Annotated in this window: 17 protein-coding genes and 1 riboswitch; of the genes, 9 read left to right on the forward strand and 8 right to left on the reverse strand. The window is 62.3% G+C overall.

Features of this window, described 5'->3' with window-relative positions; genetic code table 11:
- Positions 1 to 12 precede the first annotated feature (12 nt).
- Positions 13 to 1,485, forward strand: coding sequence for an aldehyde dehydrogenase (locus ACFIQF_RS12705; protein ID WP_393943413.1), 1,473 nt, complete (start codon positions 13 to 15; stop codon positions 1,483 to 1,485).
- A 65-nt stretch (positions 1,486 to 1,550) separates the two neighbouring features.
- On the opposite strand, the gene ACFIQF_RS12710 is transcribed toward ACFIQF_RS12705, so the two are convergent.
- Entirely contained in the window at positions 1,551 to 2,954 is a 1,404-nt protein-coding gene (locus ACFIQF_RS12710; RefSeq protein WP_393943311.1) for an RtcB family protein, read from the reverse strand.
- Between the two features lie 128 nt (positions 2,955 to 3,082).
- Positions 3,083 to 3,256, reverse strand: coding sequence for a hypothetical protein (locus ACFIQF_RS12715; protein WP_393943313.1), 174 nt, complete (start codon positions 3,254 to 3,256; stop codon positions 3,083 to 3,085).
- Positions 3,257 to 3,308: 52 nt separating this feature from the next.
- Here ACFIQF_RS12715 and ACFIQF_RS12720 point away from each other — a divergent pair, with 52 nt between their 5' ends.
- Positions 3,309 to 3,863: a DUF2721 domain-containing protein gene (locus ACFIQF_RS12720; protein ID WP_393943315.1), complete on the forward strand. Its 555-nt coding sequence runs from the start codon at positions 3,309 to 3,311 to the stop codon at positions 3,861 to 3,863.
- Between the two features lie 27 nt (positions 3,864 to 3,890).
- Here ACFIQF_RS12720 and ACFIQF_RS12725 read toward each other — a convergent pair whose 3' ends face one another.
- Positions 3,891 to 4,814, reverse strand: coding sequence for a LysR substrate-binding domain-containing protein (locus tag ACFIQF_RS12725; protein ID WP_393943317.1), 924 nt, complete (start codon positions 4,812 to 4,814; stop codon positions 3,891 to 3,893).
- Positions 4,815 to 4,975: 161 nt separating this feature from the next.
- Here ACFIQF_RS12725 and ACFIQF_RS12730 point away from each other — a divergent pair, with 161 nt between their 5' ends.
- Together ACFIQF_RS12730 and ACFIQF_RS12735 are read left to right on the forward strand one after the other, a co-directional pair.
- Complete coding sequence (locus ACFIQF_RS12730) at positions 4,976 to 5,485, forward strand: CidA/LrgA family protein (RefSeq protein ID WP_393943319.1); 510 nt, start codon at positions 4,976 to 4,978, stop codon at positions 5,483 to 5,485.
- Positions 5,485 to 6,204 carry an LrgB family protein gene (locus ACFIQF_RS12735; RefSeq protein ID WP_393943321.1) on the forward strand — a complete coding sequence of 240 codons (720 nt, stop codon included), beginning with the start codon at positions 5,485 to 5,487 and terminating at the stop codon, positions 6,202 to 6,204. Before ACFIQF_RS12730 ends, ACFIQF_RS12735 begins: the two co-directional genes overlap by 1 nt.
- Positions 6,205 to 6,277: 73 nt before the next feature.
- Here ACFIQF_RS12735 and ACFIQF_RS12740 read toward each other — a convergent pair whose 3' ends face one another.
- The 5 genes from ACFIQF_RS12740 to ACFIQF_RS12760 form a co-directional block, all read right to left on the reverse strand.
- Positions 6,278 to 7,534: a D-amino acid dehydrogenase gene (locus ACFIQF_RS12740; protein WP_393943323.1), complete on the reverse strand. Its 1,257-nt coding sequence runs from the start codon at positions 7,532 to 7,534 to the stop codon at positions 6,278 to 6,280.
- Positions 7,535 to 7,693: 159 nt separating this feature from the next.
- Positions 7,694 to 7,790: riboswitch (glycine riboswitch) on the reverse strand.
- Positions 7,791 to 7,890: 100 nt separating this feature from the next.
- The gene (locus tag ACFIQF_RS12745; RefSeq protein WP_393943324.1) at positions 7,891 to 9,249 is read right to left on the reverse strand and encodes an ABC transporter permease; all 1,359 of its coding nucleotides are present in this window, start codon (positions 9,247 to 9,249) and stop codon (positions 7,891 to 7,893) included.
- Positions 9,246 to 10,238 (reverse strand): ABC transporter ATP-binding protein, encoded by a 993-nt coding sequence (locus tag ACFIQF_RS12750; RefSeq protein WP_393943325.1) that lies wholly within the window; start codon positions 10,236 to 10,238, stop codon positions 9,246 to 9,248. Before ACFIQF_RS12750 ends, ACFIQF_RS12745 begins: the two co-directional genes overlap by 4 nt.
- 70 nt (positions 10,239 to 10,308) lie before the next feature.
- Complete coding sequence (locus ACFIQF_RS12755) at positions 10,309 to 11,475, reverse strand: M28 family peptidase (RefSeq protein ID WP_393943327.1); 1,167 nt, start codon at positions 11,473 to 11,475, stop codon at positions 10,309 to 10,311.
- Positions 11,476 to 11,569: 94 nt separating this feature from the next.
- Positions 11,570 to 12,472, reverse strand: coding sequence for an HTH-type transcriptional regulator ArgP (locus ACFIQF_RS12760; RefSeq protein ID WP_393943329.1), 903 nt, complete (start codon positions 12,470 to 12,472; stop codon positions 11,570 to 11,572).
- 71 nt (positions 12,473 to 12,543) lie between these two features.
- Here ACFIQF_RS12760 and ACFIQF_RS12765 point away from each other — a divergent pair, with 71 nt between their 5' ends.
- The 5 genes from ACFIQF_RS12765 to ACFIQF_RS12785 all read left to right on the forward strand — a co-directional run bounded on the left by ACFIQF_RS12765 (position 12,544) and on the right by ACFIQF_RS12785 (position 16,539).
- Positions 12,544 to 13,206: a LysE/ArgO family amino acid transporter gene (locus ACFIQF_RS12765; RefSeq protein WP_393943332.1), complete on the forward strand. Its 663-nt coding sequence runs from the start codon at positions 12,544 to 12,546 to the stop codon at positions 13,204 to 13,206.
- Positions 13,207 to 13,557: 351 nt separating this feature from the next.
- Entirely contained in the window at positions 13,558 to 14,121 is a 564-nt protein-coding gene (locus ACFIQF_RS12770) for a GspH/FimT family pseudopilin (RefSeq protein WP_393943334.1), read from the forward strand.
- 18 nt (positions 14,122 to 14,139) lie between these two features.
- Positions 14,140 to 14,850 (forward strand): type IV pilus modification protein PilV, encoded by a 711-nt coding sequence (pilV, locus tag ACFIQF_RS12775; protein ID WP_393943335.1) that lies wholly within the window; start codon positions 14,140 to 14,142, stop codon positions 14,848 to 14,850.
- A gap of 37 nt (positions 14,851 to 14,887) precedes the next feature.
- Positions 14,888 to 15,751, forward strand: coding sequence for a PilW family protein (locus tag ACFIQF_RS12780; protein WP_393943337.1), 864 nt, complete (start codon positions 14,888 to 14,890; stop codon positions 15,749 to 15,751).
- Positions 15,748 to 16,539 (forward strand): pilus assembly PilX family protein, encoded by a 792-nt coding sequence (locus ACFIQF_RS12785; RefSeq protein WP_393943339.1) that lies wholly within the window; start codon positions 15,748 to 15,750, stop codon positions 16,537 to 16,539. The genes ACFIQF_RS12780 and ACFIQF_RS12785 overlap by 4 nt, the downstream gene beginning before the upstream one ends.
- Positions 16,540 to 16,561: the final 22 nt, after the last annotated feature.

Consider the following 16,561-nt stretch of genomic DNA (forward strand, 5'->3'; position numbering starts at 1 on the left):
CGCGACACGCAGATTCACAACTACCAGGTCTTTATCAACGGCGAGTGGCGCGATGCGGCCTCGGGCGCCGTGTTCGAGAGCGACGACCCCTTCACCGGCGCTACCTGGGCGCGCATTCCCCGTTGCTCTGCAGACGATGTGGATGCCGCCGTTGCGGCAGCGCGGGCGGCTTTGGACAGCGGCCCCTGGGGCAGCATGCACCCCACGCAGCGCGGCCAATGCCTGCGACGCCTGGGCGAGCTGATTGCCCGCGACGCCGACCTCCTGGCCCTGGCCGAGGTGCGCGACAACGGCAAGCTCTGGGCCGAAATGCGCGGCCAGTGCGGCTATATACCGCAGTGGTTCCATTACTTTGGCGGCCTGGCCGACAAGATAGAAGGCGCGGTCCTGCCCATCGACAAGCCCGACATGTTCACCTACACGCGGCACGAACCGGTGGGCGTGGTGGCCGCCATCACGCCCTGGAACTCGCCCTTGCTCTTGCTGGCTTGGAAGATGGCGCCGGCCTTGGCCGCCGGTTGCACCATGGTCATCAAACCGTCCGAATTCACCTCGGCATCGACGCTGGAATTGATGAAGCTCGTGCAAGAGGCGGGCATACCGCCGGGCGTGGTGAACGTGGTGACCGGCTTTGGTGCGGAAGTGGGCGCAGCGCTGACCTCGCACCCGGGCGTGGACAAAATCGCCTTCACCGGCGGCGAAGCATCGGGCCGCACCATTGCCAAAACGGCGGCCGACACCTTCAAGCGCCTGACGCTGGAGCTGGGCGGCAAATCGGCGCAAGTGGTGTTTGACGATGCCAAGCTGGACAATGCGGTGCGCGGCGTTGTCTCGGGCATCTTTGCCGCTTCGGGCCAAACCTGCATTGCCGGCTCGCGGGTCATCGTGCACGAGAGTGTGCACGACGAGTTTGTCGAAAAGTTCGTGGCACTGGCCTCCACAGCGCGGCTTGGCGACCCGCTGGACCCGGCCACGCAGGTGGGGCCGGTCACCACGGCGCCGCAGTTTCGCCGCATTCTCGACTGCATTGCCATGGCGCACAAGGACGGCGCAACCTGCGTCATGGGCGGCAAACAGGCTGCCGGCTTTGAGCAAAGCCGCTTCATCGAACCCACCGTATTCACCAACGTGCGTGCCGACATGGGCATTGCCCAGACCGAGGTCTTCGGCCCGGTACTCTCGGTCATGAAATTCCAGCGCGACGAAGAAGCCTGGCAGCTGGCCAACGACACGCCTTACGGGCTGGCCGCTGGCGTATGGACGCAAGACCAGCGCCGCATGTTTGCCGCCGCCAAGCACTTGCGCGCCGGCATGATCTGGACCAACTGCTACCGCACCGTCAGCTACCTGTCGCCGTTTGGCGGCTTCAAAGCCTCGGGCATGGGCCGCGAAAGTGGCCAGCAAGCCATCCACGAATACCTGGAAACCAAGGCCATCTGGATCGACTACGGCTTGGAACAGGCCAATCCGTTTGTGCTGCGCTAGAGGGCTGCGAAGCCCTCTGCAGGTGGTGCTCCCGCCGCGTTGCCGGACCAGGCACCCGATCAGCTTCAGGCCTTGAAGGTGAGCCAGGGTTTGAGCCGCACGCTGGCACGAATCAAGCCCGCTTGCTCCTGTGCTCGCAGTACCGGCCCCACTGGCTTGTAGGCGCTGGGGGCTTCTTCGATCAGGCGCTCTTCGCGCAGCGTGATGCACTCCCAGACGGACTCCACCAGCGGCTGCTTCATGCGCCGCGTGTCCTGCCGGCGTACTTGGCGGCCTGCGCCGTGGCTGCACGATTGCAACCAGTCTTCGTTCCCCAGCCCTTGGACCAGAAACGAGTAATCGCCCATGGAGCCGGGAATCAGCGCCCACTGGCCATCATGTGCAGGCGTCGAGCCTTTGCGGTGCACGTGGAACTCGCCTTCGCTCATCACCACGTTATGGGGCACGTCCACAACCAGTTGCGATGCATCGGGCGGTGCCAGGCCAGCGAGCTGCTGGCGCACCAGCTCGGCCAGCGCCATGCGGTTGAACCAGGCGTAACGTGCGGCCACGCCCATGGCCTGCAGATAGTCCTGCGCCAGCGCGCCGCTCAAGCCATACAGGCCATGCTGCGGGTGCTTGAGTCCTTGTGGCCATTGCTGCTTGGCCAGGTCCATCCAGCGACGGCCTACGTAAAAGCCAACGTCGCGCGAGCCGGTGTGGATCATCACGGTGACATCGCCTTTCTTGAGCCCCGCCGCATAGGCTGCATGGCGGTCGTAGACTTCGTCGACCGCACAGAACTCCAGAAAGTGGTTGCCACTGCCCAGATCGGCAGCGGAGGGCGGACGCACCATTTCGCGTGCCTGCAACAATGCCTCAGGCGCATAGCGGCTCTGTCCCGCAAAGCCTTGCAGCCCTACGCAGGCGGCCAGTTCGTCTTGCAGACGATCGCGGTCCACGCCCTGCCACAGGCCCAGATCAGGCAGCTCGTCGATAAAGGCCGAAGGCCCTTCGTCAAACAGCGCTTTGAAACCGGCGGTGCGCACTGGTACGTCGCGGCCATTTTTGAGGATGGCCTGGGTGAGGCGAGCGACGATGGTGTTTTTGTGCAGTTCCGCCTGCGCTTGGTTCAGGCCCGTGGTCATCAAGCGTATGCCGCAGTTGATGTCAGTGCCAATGGCGGCGGGAATCACAAAATCTGGCGATGTCGCCACCACCGAACCCACCGGCGCAATCGAGCCGGGGTGAAAGTCGGGCGTGGCGCAGGCCTTGCAGACCATGCCGTGGCCGCCGGGGTCAGCGACCGAGGCAAAGTCCAATAACTGGCGCACAGCCTTGTGCTCCAGCGGCAGGCTGTCGGGCAGCAAAATGCTGGCAGCGGCCTGCTCGTTATGGATTTGGTAGATATGGTCTTGGTATGAAACCTGGATGCCTTCGCGGGCGAGGGCTTTTTGCAGTCGGGAAAGTTTCCCGGAAACAGTGGACATGATGCTGAAATGCTGGAGGTACGCAAATGCGGCCTTCCGCTCAAAGCGGGAAGCCAGGTACCTTCGAGCAGCAGCTTCAAGAAGGGTGTGAGCGTTGGATCTTAACGAGCTTGCCCTCGATCTGCCAGTCAGTCGTTGTAAATCTGCTGCGATACCCCATGCATGCGCCGATCCAGCCAGCGGCCCGCATTTTGGATCAGCGCCCGGCGCAGGCGTCGCGCTGCAGCCATTTCATTGGATTGTTCTGTTGCACCGATTTGGTGCATTTTGTCCTGGCCTGGAACTTGCAATGCTCCTGTCATCAGCAGCGGCTATACCGGAAATGCAGCGCTGCAACAGGAAAGCAAGCACACCATGGCCATCGACGTCAGCAACATCACCCACAGCATCCAACTGGCTGTGGCTCCCGTTTTCTTTTTGACCGGCGTGGCCGGCATGATTGGCGCGGTGGCCGGGCGGCTGGCGCGCATCATCGACCGCGGCCGCGTGCTGGAAGACCGCATGAGCGCCTCGAAAGACCCGGAGTACATTCAGCGCTCGATGCTGGAGCTGGGCTTTTTGCGCCGGCGCGGGCGGCTGGCCAATGTCTGTATCGGGCTGCTGACAGGCTGCGGCGCGCTGATTGCGCTGACCATCATCCTGCTTTTCATCGGCCAGACGGCCAAGGCCGAGATCGATGCCAGCAGCTGGTCGCTGGCGGCCATGAGCAGTTTTGGCCTGGGCGTGGTCAGCTTTGTGGCGGCGCTGTGCTGCTTTATGGTGGAGACGATGATGGCGACGCAGCTGCTCAACTTCCACCCGCTGCGCCAGCCAGCTCCGATGCCTGCAGCGGTTGCTGGTGAGCCGGCGCCATCTGCTGGCACTGCGCCTAAAACCAGCCCGCTCACAGCCGCTGTGCGCGCTGGTTGAAGCCAGCCCAGGTGTTCGGCAGCGCTGCTAGGCCCGTGGCTTTTTGGGTTTGGGCGCAGGCGCGGTTTCTGGGTATTGGGCGGTGCACAGATCGACCCAGGCGCGCCCGGCGCGCGAGAGCAGATCGGCGCGCCAGCTCAGGCCAAAATCGTGGCTCAGGCTGGGCTGCACCACCGGCAGACAGGTGACCAGGGCCGGGTCGTAGCGGGCGGCCACATGCTCAAACATGATGGCAATGCCCACGTCGGCGGCCACCAGGTCGCCAATAAAGTCCCAATAACGGCTTTGCAGCGCAATCTGCGGCTCGAAACCGGCTTGCTCGCAGCAGGCGCGCACGCCTTCGTAGAGCGCAAAATCGCTCTCATACAGCACAAAGGGCAGGGCGGCCAGATCGCGCCAGCGCACGCTGCTCACGCCCTGCGGCGCACGCGCTTTGGGGAAGACGGCCAGCGTGGTATGGGTTTTGATGCACAGGCTGGTGAGCGGGTGGCAGGTGTTGCTGCCAGCGCTGAGCAGGCCCATGGCCAGATCAATCTCGCCATCGGCCACGGCTTGCTCCAGAGCGCGGGCGCCCAGCTCGCGCAGATGCAGATGCACGCCCGGATAGCGCTGGCGGTATTGCGCAATGATGGGCGCCATGTAGTGGCCGGTGGTGGGTGAGATGCCCACGGCCAGATCGCCACGGGCGATGCCGTCGACCTCGGCCACCTCCAGGCGCAGGCGCTCGGCGTCTTGCAGCAGTTGCTGGCCGCGCTCAAAGACCACGCGGCCGGCGTCGGTCAGGCGCACGCTGCGGCCTTCGCGCAACAGCAGCGGGCCGCCGAGCTCGTCTTCCAGGCTTTTGACCATCTTGCTGATGGTGGGCTGCGTGACGTAGAGCTTTTCGGCCGCACGGGTAAAGCTGTTGCTGCGCACCACTTCGACAAAGTAGCGCAGGGCGCGAATGTCCATGGTGAATTCCTATTTGGAATTGAATTTATAAAAATAAGTCATTTTACGAATGATTCATGGCTTTCTACAATTCGGTTTTGTGCGGTGCAGCAAGCCCGGCCGGTCGGCCTGGCACTGCGCCCCGGCTTGTGCCCTAAGAAGGCAGAGCAAGCCCTATAACGATGAAAACCGAATCTCGCGCAGCGGCCCATGCACCCGCTGCAGCTGTTGCCCCTGCTGAAAAATCCGAAACCAGCCCCGCTGGCGAAAGCCTGCAGCGCATTACCGCCACAGCTTTGCAAGTGCTGTTGCTCTGCGCCATCTGGCTGGCTGCCGAAGCTTTGCGCAGCCACATGGGCTGGAAGATGCCTGCCGGCCTGATCGGCTTTGCCGTGCTGGCCGTGGGCCTGTTCAGCCGCATCATCAAGACGCGCTGGTTCGCCAGCGGCACGCGCTGGCTGCTGTCCGACATGTTGCTGTTCTTCATCCCCGGCTTGCTGGTGGTGGTGAACTATGGCGACCTGGTGCGCAACCAGGGCTTGCGCATTTTGCTGGTGATTGTGCTCAGCACCGTTTGCGTGATGGCTGCTACCGCCGTGGTGGTGGATGCGGTTTATCGCCTGGAGCTGCGCTTGGCGCAGCGCAAACGCACGGAACAACGTGCTCTGAACAACGCCAAGGAGGTGCTGTGATGAGCGGTTTTTCTCTCTTGCCGCTGGGCCATACCAGCGCGGCACTGCTGTCGATGGTGCTGACCCTGGCTTGCTATTACGCCAACAAGCGCGTTTACAAAAGCCATCCGCACACATTGCTGATGCCCATCATCAGCACGCCGCTGGTGCTGATTGCAGTAATGCTGTTGCTGGGCATCGGTTACGACGACTACAGCACCCATACGCATTGGCTGGTGTGGTTGCTGGGCCCTACCACCGTGGCTTTTGCGCTGCCCTTGTTCGAGTACCGCGAGATGGTGCGCAAACACTGGCTCTCCATTTTTACCGGCGTGTTTGTGGCCAGTGCGGTGTCGATCATGACCTCGGTCTGGTTTGCCCGTTGGCTGGGCTTGTCGCCAGCGCTGCAAAAAGGCCTGGCCGTGCGCTCCATCACTACGCCTTTGGCTGTGGAGGCTGAGCGCGCCTTGGGCGGCTCGATGGATCTGGCCGTGCTGTTTGTGCTGCTGACCGGCGTGACCGGCATGATCGTGGGCGGCACGGTTTTGCGCCTGCTGCCACGCTTGCACAGCCGCGTTGCCTTGGGTGCCATGCTGGGTGGCTCGGCCCACGGATCGGGCGTGGCCAAAGCCAATATGGCCGGCCCGCAGCAAGGCGTGGCCGCCTCGCTGGTGATGATGATTGCCGGCACGCTGAACGTGATTGCCGCGCCTTGGATTGGCGCCTGGTTGTTCCACTGAAGCCCGGCACCCAAGCAGTAAGGCCGTGCGCTTTTCTGCAGCACGGCGACGGCAAGGCTTCAGGAGTAAGGCTTCAGGCCAGAACAGCTTCTGCTGACAGCGCCTTCTTTGGTTGCAAAGCGGCCTGCATCAAGGCGGCCACCATATCGGCGGTGCCGGCGGACAAGGTCCAGCCCAAGTGACCGTGGCCGGTGTTGTAGAACACGTTGGGCAGCTCGCCACGGCCTACGCGCGGCATCATGTCGGGCATCATCGGGCGCAGGCCGGCCCAGGGCACCACCTGGCGCGTGTTGACGCCAGGGAAGCACTGGTTCACCCAGTTCACCAGCGGCTGAATGCGGTCGGCGCGGATGTCTTTGTTGCTGCCATTGAACTCGGCCGTGCCCGCCACGCGGAAGCGGTCGGTGCCCAGGCGGCTGGTGACCAGCTTGGTTTCGTCGTCGAGCAAACTCACCATGGGCGCGGCTTGTTGGCTAGCCTCGTCGAGCAGGTTGACGGTGATGGAATAGCCCTTGACTGGGTAAATGTTGACGCGATCGCCCAGTTGCGCAGCAACGCCGCGGCTGGCTACGCCGGCGCACACCAGTACGGCGTCAAAGCTCAGCGTTTCGCTGCCCTCGGCGTTTACCACTTCCAGCGTTGCGCGCTGGCCGTCGCTGCGCACGCGCTGCACATCGCAGCCCAGCATGCAGCGCATGCCCAGGCGCTCGGCGGCAGCTGCCAGGCCGACGGTGAACTTGTGGATGTCGCCGGTGGAATCGCTCTCGGTGAAAAAGCCGCCGTAGTAATCGCCCGCCAAGGTGGGCTCGATCTGCTTCATTTCTGCCGGCGTGACCGCCCGGCGCTCCAGGCCGCCAGCGGCCAGCAGCTTGCTCACTTCGGCCGCGTGCTCAAAGCCTTGCTTGTTGCGGTAGATGTGCAAGATGCCGCGCTGCTCCAGATTGAAATCGATGTTCTCGGCTTTTGCCCAGGCAAACATGTGTTCGCGTGCGGCGACTGCCATGCGCGCAGTGCTGACGGTGTTGTCGCGGTAATGCGCCATGTTGGCGATGAACTCGGAAAACCAAGAGAGTTTGTGCCAGCCCGGTTTGGGGTTCACGAGCAGCGGCGCATCGGCCTTGAGCATCCACTTGAGGCCTTTGAAGATGGTGGAGCTGTGCGTCCAGACTTCGGCGTTGGAGGCGGAGAGTTGGCCGCCGTTGGCGAACGAGGTTTCCATCGCCGGGTAGCGGTGTTTCTCGAACAAGGTCACGGCAAAGCCGCGGCGGGCAAGGGCGTAGGCGGAGGTCACACCGGTGATACCGCCGCCAATGATGGCTATGGATTTCATATCTGTCAGGCTCCGAACGTCAGAGGTGGAGAGCGGCGAGCGCGGTCGATACCGCCCGCCCCCTCTGTTCGGAACCTGAGAGATTCACGCTGGCCGCGATGGCTGGCGCTTGCTCCTTCGGTGCAGCAGATGACGAACCCGCTGACTCTTCAGAGTGTGGTGACCTGGCCGGTCCTTTTGCCTGAGAGTTTCCGGGGCAGTTGCTCCTTCGGCGCCGCAGGTGGCAAGCACCAGCAGTCTCTCCCGACCAGATCGGCATGTGTGCCGAGATATGTCTCAATGGCCGCTATGGTAGCCGATATGGGGCGGGGTTGGCACTTTGCCGCTACCGCGTTTTCCCGCCCGGCAGCCCGGCCTCAAGGCCAGCTGCGCGAATCGTTGCTGGGCATGAGTTGCCGAAAGCGCCATACCAGCGCAGCAGCCAGCGCCGCCAGTTGCAGCAGCATGCCGACCCAGGCGAGCCAGCCCAGGGCAGGTACGTTGCGCATGCTGGCATACAGCTTGCCGCTGAAGATGCCGAACAGCGGCTCAAACAGCGGGGCCAGGCCGGCTGACCAGAACATGGCGGGCAGGATGGCGCCCAGCACAAACAGCACGAGCACGGTCATGCCCAGCGGTGAGCGGGCGTTGTTGCGCAGTGCGAAGAACAGGTAGACGCCGCAGTCGCGCAGCACGTGCAGCAGCACCATCAGCATGAAGGGGCCGAGCTGGTCGCGCGCGGCCAGCGGGTCGGCGTTCCACAGAATGTAGGCGGGCAGCAACACCACAAAAGCCATGCACCAGCTGATGGGCCACAGCGGCAGGTTTTGCCAGAAGCGCCGCCACTGGCCGTGGCGCACGCTGTAAAGCACGGTGCGCCAGCGTTGGGCTACCTGGTTTTCGATGACGGCGGCGTAGCAAGTGGCCAGCATCAACAAAAACAGAATCGCCAGCACGCGGGCGGTGGCGTCTGGCAGCAGCCCGGCCAGCAAAATGCACAGGGCTGCATTGCCCAAAACCCAGGCCCAGGGCGTGGTGGGCACCGACAACTGCATGGCCATGGCGCGCCACAGCGCCAGCAGACCCAGCAGCAAAAAAAGCACGGCAAACACCAGCATCAGCGGCGTGGGCGGCAAGCCCCAACCCCACCAGCGCATCTGCTGCTGGGGCTGGAACATGCCTTCCAAGCCAAAGAAGACGCCGCTCAGCATCTGCACCAAAAACAGCAACAGAATCACCAGACCCCAAGTGCTGCGCGTGCTGCTGGGTTTGCTGGGATTCATGCCGAACAGGCGGCTGGCCATCAGGCCGCAGTGCAGGGTGGCAATGCCCAGCAAACCCAGCACCACCAGCTTGCTGCTGCGGCCGGCATGCCCGAGCAAAAAGCTGCTGACCAGCGCCACCACGGCGCACAGCAGCACGCCGTACCAGGCATAGCTGGGGCCGCCGAGCAGCTTGCCCCAGGCCATGGGCCAGGGGCCGAGCGCACTCATGCGTTGCTGGTCCCAGGTGCGTTCGTTGATTTCGTCGTTGATGCTGCCCAGCGCCGTAAACGCGCCTACGCCAGCGCCCAGCAAACCCATGATGAGCAGCGCGCCATCGTGCAGGTTTTTCAGCGGCACATGGGTTTCCAGCAGATAGGCGCAGGCGCCCAGCAGCACCAGAATGGAGGGCATCAGCACCAGACGCGAAGGGGTCAGCTCCAGCGTGAGCTGGCGGCGGAATTCGGGGTTCATGCCTGCTCCTTGGCAAAAATATCGACGGGCATTGCCGGCGCCTGCGGCACGGCTTGCAAGCTTTGTTGGTAGCGTTCTTGCAAGCTGGTACGCGCCTCCTGGTAGCTCAACACGGGTGCGCCGTGGGCTACCAGTTGCTGCAGCAGTTGCACGCGTGCTGCCGCGTTGTTGGCCGGCAGCGCTACCCACAGCGCATGGCTGGCGCTGCCGTGGGCGCGCATGTCCACCAGGCGGTAGCCCGCCAGGGCTGTAGCAGCATCGGCCAGCGGCGCCGCCAGCTCGATCTGCATCACCAACTCGCCCGCTTGTGCGCCGGTGCCCGTGGCGTGGGGTGCGGCGTTCAGGGCTTCATGGCTGCTGATGCGGCCTTCGCGGATCGAGAGAATGTGGGTGCAGTACTCATCCAGCTCGCTCAGAATGTGGCTGGAGACGACCAAGGTCATGCCTTGCGCGTGCAGCTGGCGGAAAAGGGCGGAGAGGCTGCTGCGCGCCTCGGGGTCGAGCCCGCTGGCAGGCTCGTCCAGCAACAACACCTGCGGTTGGTGGATGATGGCCTGGCCAATGGCCACGCGCTGGCGCTGGCCGCGCGAGAGGTTGCGGGTGGCGTTGCCCAGTTTGTTGCTGAGCGCCAGCTGCTCGGCCACGGCGTGCACGCGCTGGCTGGCGGCCTGGCGGCTCAGGCCTTGGCTTTCGGCCGCGTATTGCAGGCATTGGGCCACGGTGAGGGTTTCGTACAGACCAAAAAAATCAGACAGATAGCCCATATGCTGGTGGGCGCGGCGCGGATCTTCCTGCACATCCACGCCAGCCACATGCACGCTGCCGGTCAGCGGTGATTCCAGCCCCGTCATGCAGCGCAGCAGTGTGGATTTTCCCGCCCCATTGGGCCCTACCAGGGCGGTGACGGTGCCTGCCTCAATGTGCAGGCTGATACCGTGCAGGGCGCGGTGGCCGGGGTAGTCAACGATCAGGTTCTGTACCTCAATCATGCAAGGCTCCGGAGGTTGCGCCGCTCGCTGTGGGCGCTTGGATTGAAAAGGTATTGGGACTGTGTGCCAGTCACTCTGGTTTGTTGTGGTGCTCGGCCACTACCCCGCTGGCAGCGCTGGCGGGTGCTGCATGGGCTACGGTGAGCACGGCGTTCACCACCTGCGCCATGCGCTGGTAATCGAGCTTGTCCCAGGTGTCGGTGCTGCGGTGGTAGTGCGGGTTGCGCATGAAGGAGGTGTCCGTCACCATGATGGCCGGGAAGCCAAACCACCAGTAGTTCTGGTGGTCGGAGTAGTCAATGCCGCGCAAAGCCGTGGGCGCGTTGAAGGTGTAAATCGGCAGTGCCGGCCGGCCCACCGGGTTCAGATCGGCCGCGCCCAGCATTTGCGCCTTGGTGTCGCGCATGCTGCCAAAGTGGCGCATCTGGCCGATCAGAGCCAGAAAGTTGCCCGTGTCCGGGTAGACGGCCGTCATGCCGGGCACCGGGTAGTGCTGGCTGCCGGGCTTGTCGTCAAAATACCCAATCATCTCCAGCGAGAGCATCAACCGCAGTGGCACGCCTTGCTGCGCCAATTGCGAGGCATGGACAAAGCTGCCCATCAGCGGCGTGCGGAACTGCGGCGGCTCTTCTAGCGTATAGGCCACCAGCTCAATCGGTTGCTTGGGCGGCAGCTCCGTCAGCAAACGCGCCAGCTCCAGCAGGCCGGCCACGCCGCTGGCGTTGTCGTCGGCGCCGGGCGTGTGGCTGTTGGCATCGGGCTTGCCGCCTGGGCTGACGCCATTGGTGCGGATGGTGTCGAAGTGCGCACCAATCACCAGCAGCGGGGCATCGCCGCCGGGCTGGCCAGCCGTGGGGCCGATGCGCAGCACGATGTTCTGGAACAGCGGTTTGCCGTCAAACAAAACGGGCTGGCGTTGGGGTTGCACGCCCAGCGCTTGGAACTGCTCATAAATATAGTCGGCCGCTTTTTGCAGCTGCGCGGGCTGGTCGAAACTGCGGCCCGGAATGTCTTCGCTCAGTGCGCGCACATGGGCTTGCAGGCGCTCGGGCGATGCGCGCAGTTGAGGCGCTTCCAGCAAGACCAGCGGCGCGGGCTGTGCCTCTACGCCGGGTTGCACCATCAGGCCCGCACCAGCGCCCAAGCCCAGCAGCGCTGCCAGCACCAGGGCCAGCGGGAGAATGCCGCCCCGTTGCAGGTGGCGTGCAGCAGCAGAAAGTTGTGTCGGTCGTTTCATCAACATGGTTGCGGGCAATCATAGGTGCTGCGCGGTGGGGCAACCAGTGATTTGTTGCAAGGCAGCACCGTTGGGTTGCTGGATGGTTGGCGCTTCAGGCTTCGGGGCTGAGCCAGTCGCGGGCGGCGTTCATCACGCACCGGGTCAGGCGTTCCAGGCTGCTTTGCGCGCTGCGCGGCAGCGCCCAGTACAGCGGCACATCCAACGGCGTGTTGGCGATCAAGGGTACGAGGCGGCCGCTTTGCAATTGCTCGGCAATCAGCACGGTAGGGTGCATGCCCCAGCCCATGCCGATCTCGCAAGCGCGCACATAGCCGTAGTTGGACGGCAGAAAATGCCGTGGCCCGCTTTGCCGCGAGGCGAGGCCGTTGGCCTGCATCCACTGGTCTTGTAAGCGGTCCTTGCGATCGAAAGTCATGATCGGCGCTTTTGCCAAGGCGGCTGCGCTGACGCCATTGGCCAAATAGCGCGCCACAAAACCCGGGCTGGCCGCCGCCACATAGCGCATGGTGCCCAAGGGCCAGCTGTTGCAGCCGGGGATATTGGTGCTGGTGGCGGTGACTGCGCCAATCACCGCGCCTTCGCGCAAGGCCTGGGCGGTGTGGTCCTGGTCGTCAATGCGCAAATCCAGCAGCTCGTTGCCGCCTGCGGTGAAAGCCGCCATCGCATCCATGAACCAGGTGGACAGCGAATCGGCATTCACCGCCAGCTTGATGGTGGGCGCCACCGGCGCCTCGGGTAGCAGATCGGGGTTGCTGCGCCGCAGCTCGTTCTCCAGCAAAGCCACCTGCTCCAGGTGCAGGCACAGGCGCCGACCCGCTTCGGTGCCGGTGCAAGGGTTGCCGCGCTGCACCAGCACCTGGCCGCTGCGCTCTTCGAGCTGTTTGACACGCTGCGACACGGCTGACGGCGTGACATGCAGCTTTTTGGCAGCGCGCTCAAAACTGCCTTCGCGCACCACGGCGGCCAAAGCCGCGAGTCCCAGGTAGTCCAGCATTTAGTATTGCTTAATATGATGTAGATAAATTAATTTTACTTAATTTATGCCGCAACGCACAATCCACCTCCATGTGGACTAGCAATATGACTTCAACCTGGCTGGCCGGCTTTACCGTCTGCCTGTCACTCATCGTATCTATCGGCGCGCAAAACCTGTATGTGCTGCGCCAGGCCGTGAACGGCCAGCATGTGCGCGCCTGCGTGGCCTGGTGTGTTTTCAGCGACGCCATGCTGGTTGCCATTGGCGTGGCCGGCATGGCGCAAGTGCTGGGCAATTCGCCCACACTGGCGTACTACCTGACTTTGGGCGGCGCGATCTTTTTGCTGGCCTATGGCTTGATGGCGCTGTGGCGCATGCTGACTGCGCCTGATGCTGCGCTGGCTACGGGCGAGGGTGGCACTGCCAAATCTGCAGCCGCACGGCGCAGCCTGTGGAGCGTGCTGGGTGCCTTGGTTGTTATCACCTTGTTCAACCCGCATGTGTATTTGGACACGGTGGTGCTGGTGGGCTCCATCGGCGCGCGCCAGGACGGCATGCTGAAGTGGATTTTTGTGCTGGGCGCCGCCTGCGCTAGCCTGGCTTGGTTTGTCACCCTGGCCAGCGCCGGCAAGCGTATGCAAAAGCTGTTTGCCAACCCTATGGCCTGGCGCATTTTGGATGGCTTGACCGGCGTGATGATGCTCACCTTGGCTTGGTGGGTGTACAGCGGGCTGGATGCTTTGGTGGAGTAAGGCGCAAGGGGGCGCGGCAGCGAGGCTGCCATGGACTTGGAAAACGGGCTTCGGCCCGTTTTTTTGCGTCTGGGGTGGATGCATTTACGAAAAACTAACTATTAGTGACGATATCTATTGAATTGTTACTTCATTAGCTCTTGTCAATTGATGTCGATCAAGTTGGCGAATTCAATGCTAGTCGAATATCAAAAATCTAATCAAGCAATAAGCAGTGTGAGTGCTTGCTGTTGAATTTTTCTTTTTATAGCGCGGCTTTTGTTCTCTCGTTTTTTTCCATGAGTGAATTCCTTTTTCGCTGCCCGGCGTACGTAACCGATGCATGGAGCACCGCTGTTTGTTAAGGCGCATATGCAGCACCAAAACAGCATACCTAGATTTATCAGAAATTCAGCCCGTGGCTTTACCGCCGTGGAGCTGATGGTCGTTGTTGCCATCGTTGCCATATTGGCGGCGGTGGCGGCACCCAACTTCAGCGGAATGATCGGGCGTTGGCGTGTGCGGCAGTCGGTCGAGGCATTGCAAGCGGCCATCTACTTTGCGCGCTCGGAGGCTATCAAGCGCGGTGGTGCTGTGGTGCTGCAAAAGTTGCCCAATACCGATGGCGTCTGCAGTTTGGCATCGGCTACCAACCAATGGGGCTGTGGTTGGCTGGTTTGTGTCGATACCAATAGCGATAACGCCTGCGGCAACAACGATCCGGTTCTGCGCCAGTTTGCCATTGCCAGCAAAACCGAAGTGCAGAGAAGCGCTGCGAGCGGCGCCATTATTTTTGACCGCTGGGGCATGCCCAACGCCTCGTTCGGATTCAGTGCTTTCACCGAGGGTACCAGTAGCAGCGATGCATCGAACCGTGGATTGTGCATGAGCTCGGGCGGGCGATTGCGTTCCACCGACAGCGCCTCTTGTTCTTGAGTGCGGAGCAGAGAAACCATGAAGTTTTTGTTCTCTTCCAGTGCTGCGCAACGCGGAATCACTTTGCTGGAGTCATTGATCGCCATTGTGATAGCGGCTGCCGGCTTGTTGGGGATTGTGGGTGTGCAATTGCGCACCCTGAACGATACGCAAAACAGTGTGCGGCGTACCCAAGCCATCCGCCTGATCGACGATCTGAGCGAGCGCATGACAGTCAACCCCAATGCGCAGGACAACATGGATGACTACGTCATTGGCTGGGGAACGGCAGTCGGTAACCCGCCGCGCACGCCTCGGGCCAGCAAGCTGTGCCACAGCAGCACTTGCACGGCAGCAGAGTTGGCCAAGTACGACATTCGGGAGTGGAAACGGTTGGTGGAGAGCAGCTTGCCCGGCGGGGATGTGAACGTGTTTGTGGCCCCGGGCGAAACGGTCGCAGCCAACCGGCGGCAACTGGGCGTGATGATTCGCTGGCGCGAAAACGAGCGCCATATTGCCGATGCCTCTGATTCGGCACAGTACAAGGAAGAAATCGATCTGACCAAGCAAATTGATGTGAACAGCGCGGGTGCACGCACAGTCACAAACCTCAGTGGCTCAGCAGTCCAGTGCAACAGCAGTGCCAGTGGTCCGCAATACACCTGCCACTTGCAATACCTGCCGGTGCGTGCACGCTGCGCCACTTATTTGGGCACAGGTGGCCCGCAGTATTACTGCCCCGGGAGTTGAGATGAAGATAAACACCCGAACAAGCAGTTCTCCCCCCGTGATCGCGTTACGGATGGGCATGCGCCAGCGCGGCATCAGCTTGTTGGAGCTGATGGTGGGCATGGCCATCGGTCTGGTGGTGATCGCGGTGGCCATGGTGGGCCTGATCGCGTCGCGCAGTTTGTCCGGCACGGTCAGCGATGTCAGCTTGCTGCAGCAGCAGGCGAGCTATATCTTCCGTGTCATCGGCCAGCAGGTGCGCCCCGCTGGCAGCCTGTACCTCAATTTGCAGCAGCCGGGCGCCTCCAGCAGCCAGAGCGTAGCCACCACGCCAGTAGCATTTGAAACCACAGCCGCAGCTGACGGCGGGGGAAACAGCTATACGCCGAAAACCGACAGCTTGTCTGGCACCGATAGCCAGTTGACCGTGGGCTACCGTCGCTTCAAGGAAGCGGTGTTTACCCATAGCACGGCGCAGACATTGGCCCGCAACTGTTTGGGGGGGCCTGCTGTTTCCGCCAGCGACCAAAAATTTGTCAATGTATTTGCCACCAGCGGCAGCGATTTGCGCTGCACCGGCAACGCCACCACGCAACCTATCGCCGGGAACGTGGCCAATTTTCAGCTGCGCTATCTGCAAGTCAGCGGGCAAAACACCGGCAGCCCCAAGATTCAGTACGTTGATGCTAGTGCGGCCCAGGCTGATTGGTCCCGCATCACCGGGGTGGAGGTTTGTCTGGTGCTGTATGGCAATGAAGTGATAGACATGCCTACAACGCCAGCAACCGGTGTAGGCAGCAGTACCTACCTGGATTGTGATGGCAGCGAGATCAACATGACCTCCTTGCCCGCGCCGCGCACCAAGCGCATGCACATGGTGTTTCGCAATACCTACCAATTGCGCAGCCAGGGGGTGCTATGAGCCAGAAGTCGCACCTTGTCATGGGTTCGTGTCGCTCGGCGCGGCAAAAAGGCATCACCTTGATCGTGGTGGTGGTGTTTGTGCTGCTGTCCATGTTGCTGGCCTTGTGGGCTTCGCGCACCGCCATGTACAGCGAATTGGTCGTGGGCAACGACGTGGATTACCAGCGTGCCTACGAGGCAGCTCAGGCCTTGGTACTGGATGCGGAAATGGATATTCGTGGCAAGCGGGCTGACGGCAAAGCCTGCGCGCTGGCGCTGCCCAGCGGCGCAAGCAACGATGTATGCCGCCGTGGTACCACCACCAAGATCCCGGTTGAAACCGCAGATCTGCCGGCATTTTTGGCCATGCTCAGCAGCAAACCTGCGCGTTGCGTGGATGGCCTGTGTGCCAAGCGTGTCGGGCGTCAGGATTTCTGGAACACCACAGCCACCGTGCCCAGCAGCATGCAAACGGGCGAAAAGCGCTTGAGCGAATTGGCAGCCAATGGCATTGGCGCACGTTACGGCCAGTACACCGGCGCACAAATCGGTGATACCAGTTCGCCCGCCAACCCCATTTTGCAAGACCGCAGTGCAGCTACGACAGGGGGCTGGTACTGGGTTGAAGTTCTGCCCTATGTGGATAGCAAAGCGGGCCTGATCACCAATGCGGCCAGCAATCAACTGGAGCTGACAGGCTTGGCGCCGCATGCGGTGTTCCGTATCACCGCCATCGCCTATGGGCGCAAGCCGGGCACGTTGGTGGTGCTGGAAGAGAGCTATGCCCGTCCCATGGAAAAAGACTGAGCCAAGGTCTCTGAGCATGCCA

The sequence above is a fragment of the Comamonas trifloxystrobinivorans genome, from assembly GCF_043359985.1.
In the GTDB taxonomy this organism is placed as follows: Bacteria; Pseudomonadota; Gammaproteobacteria; order Burkholderiales; family Burkholderiaceae_C; genus Comamonas; species Comamonas trifloxystrobinivorans.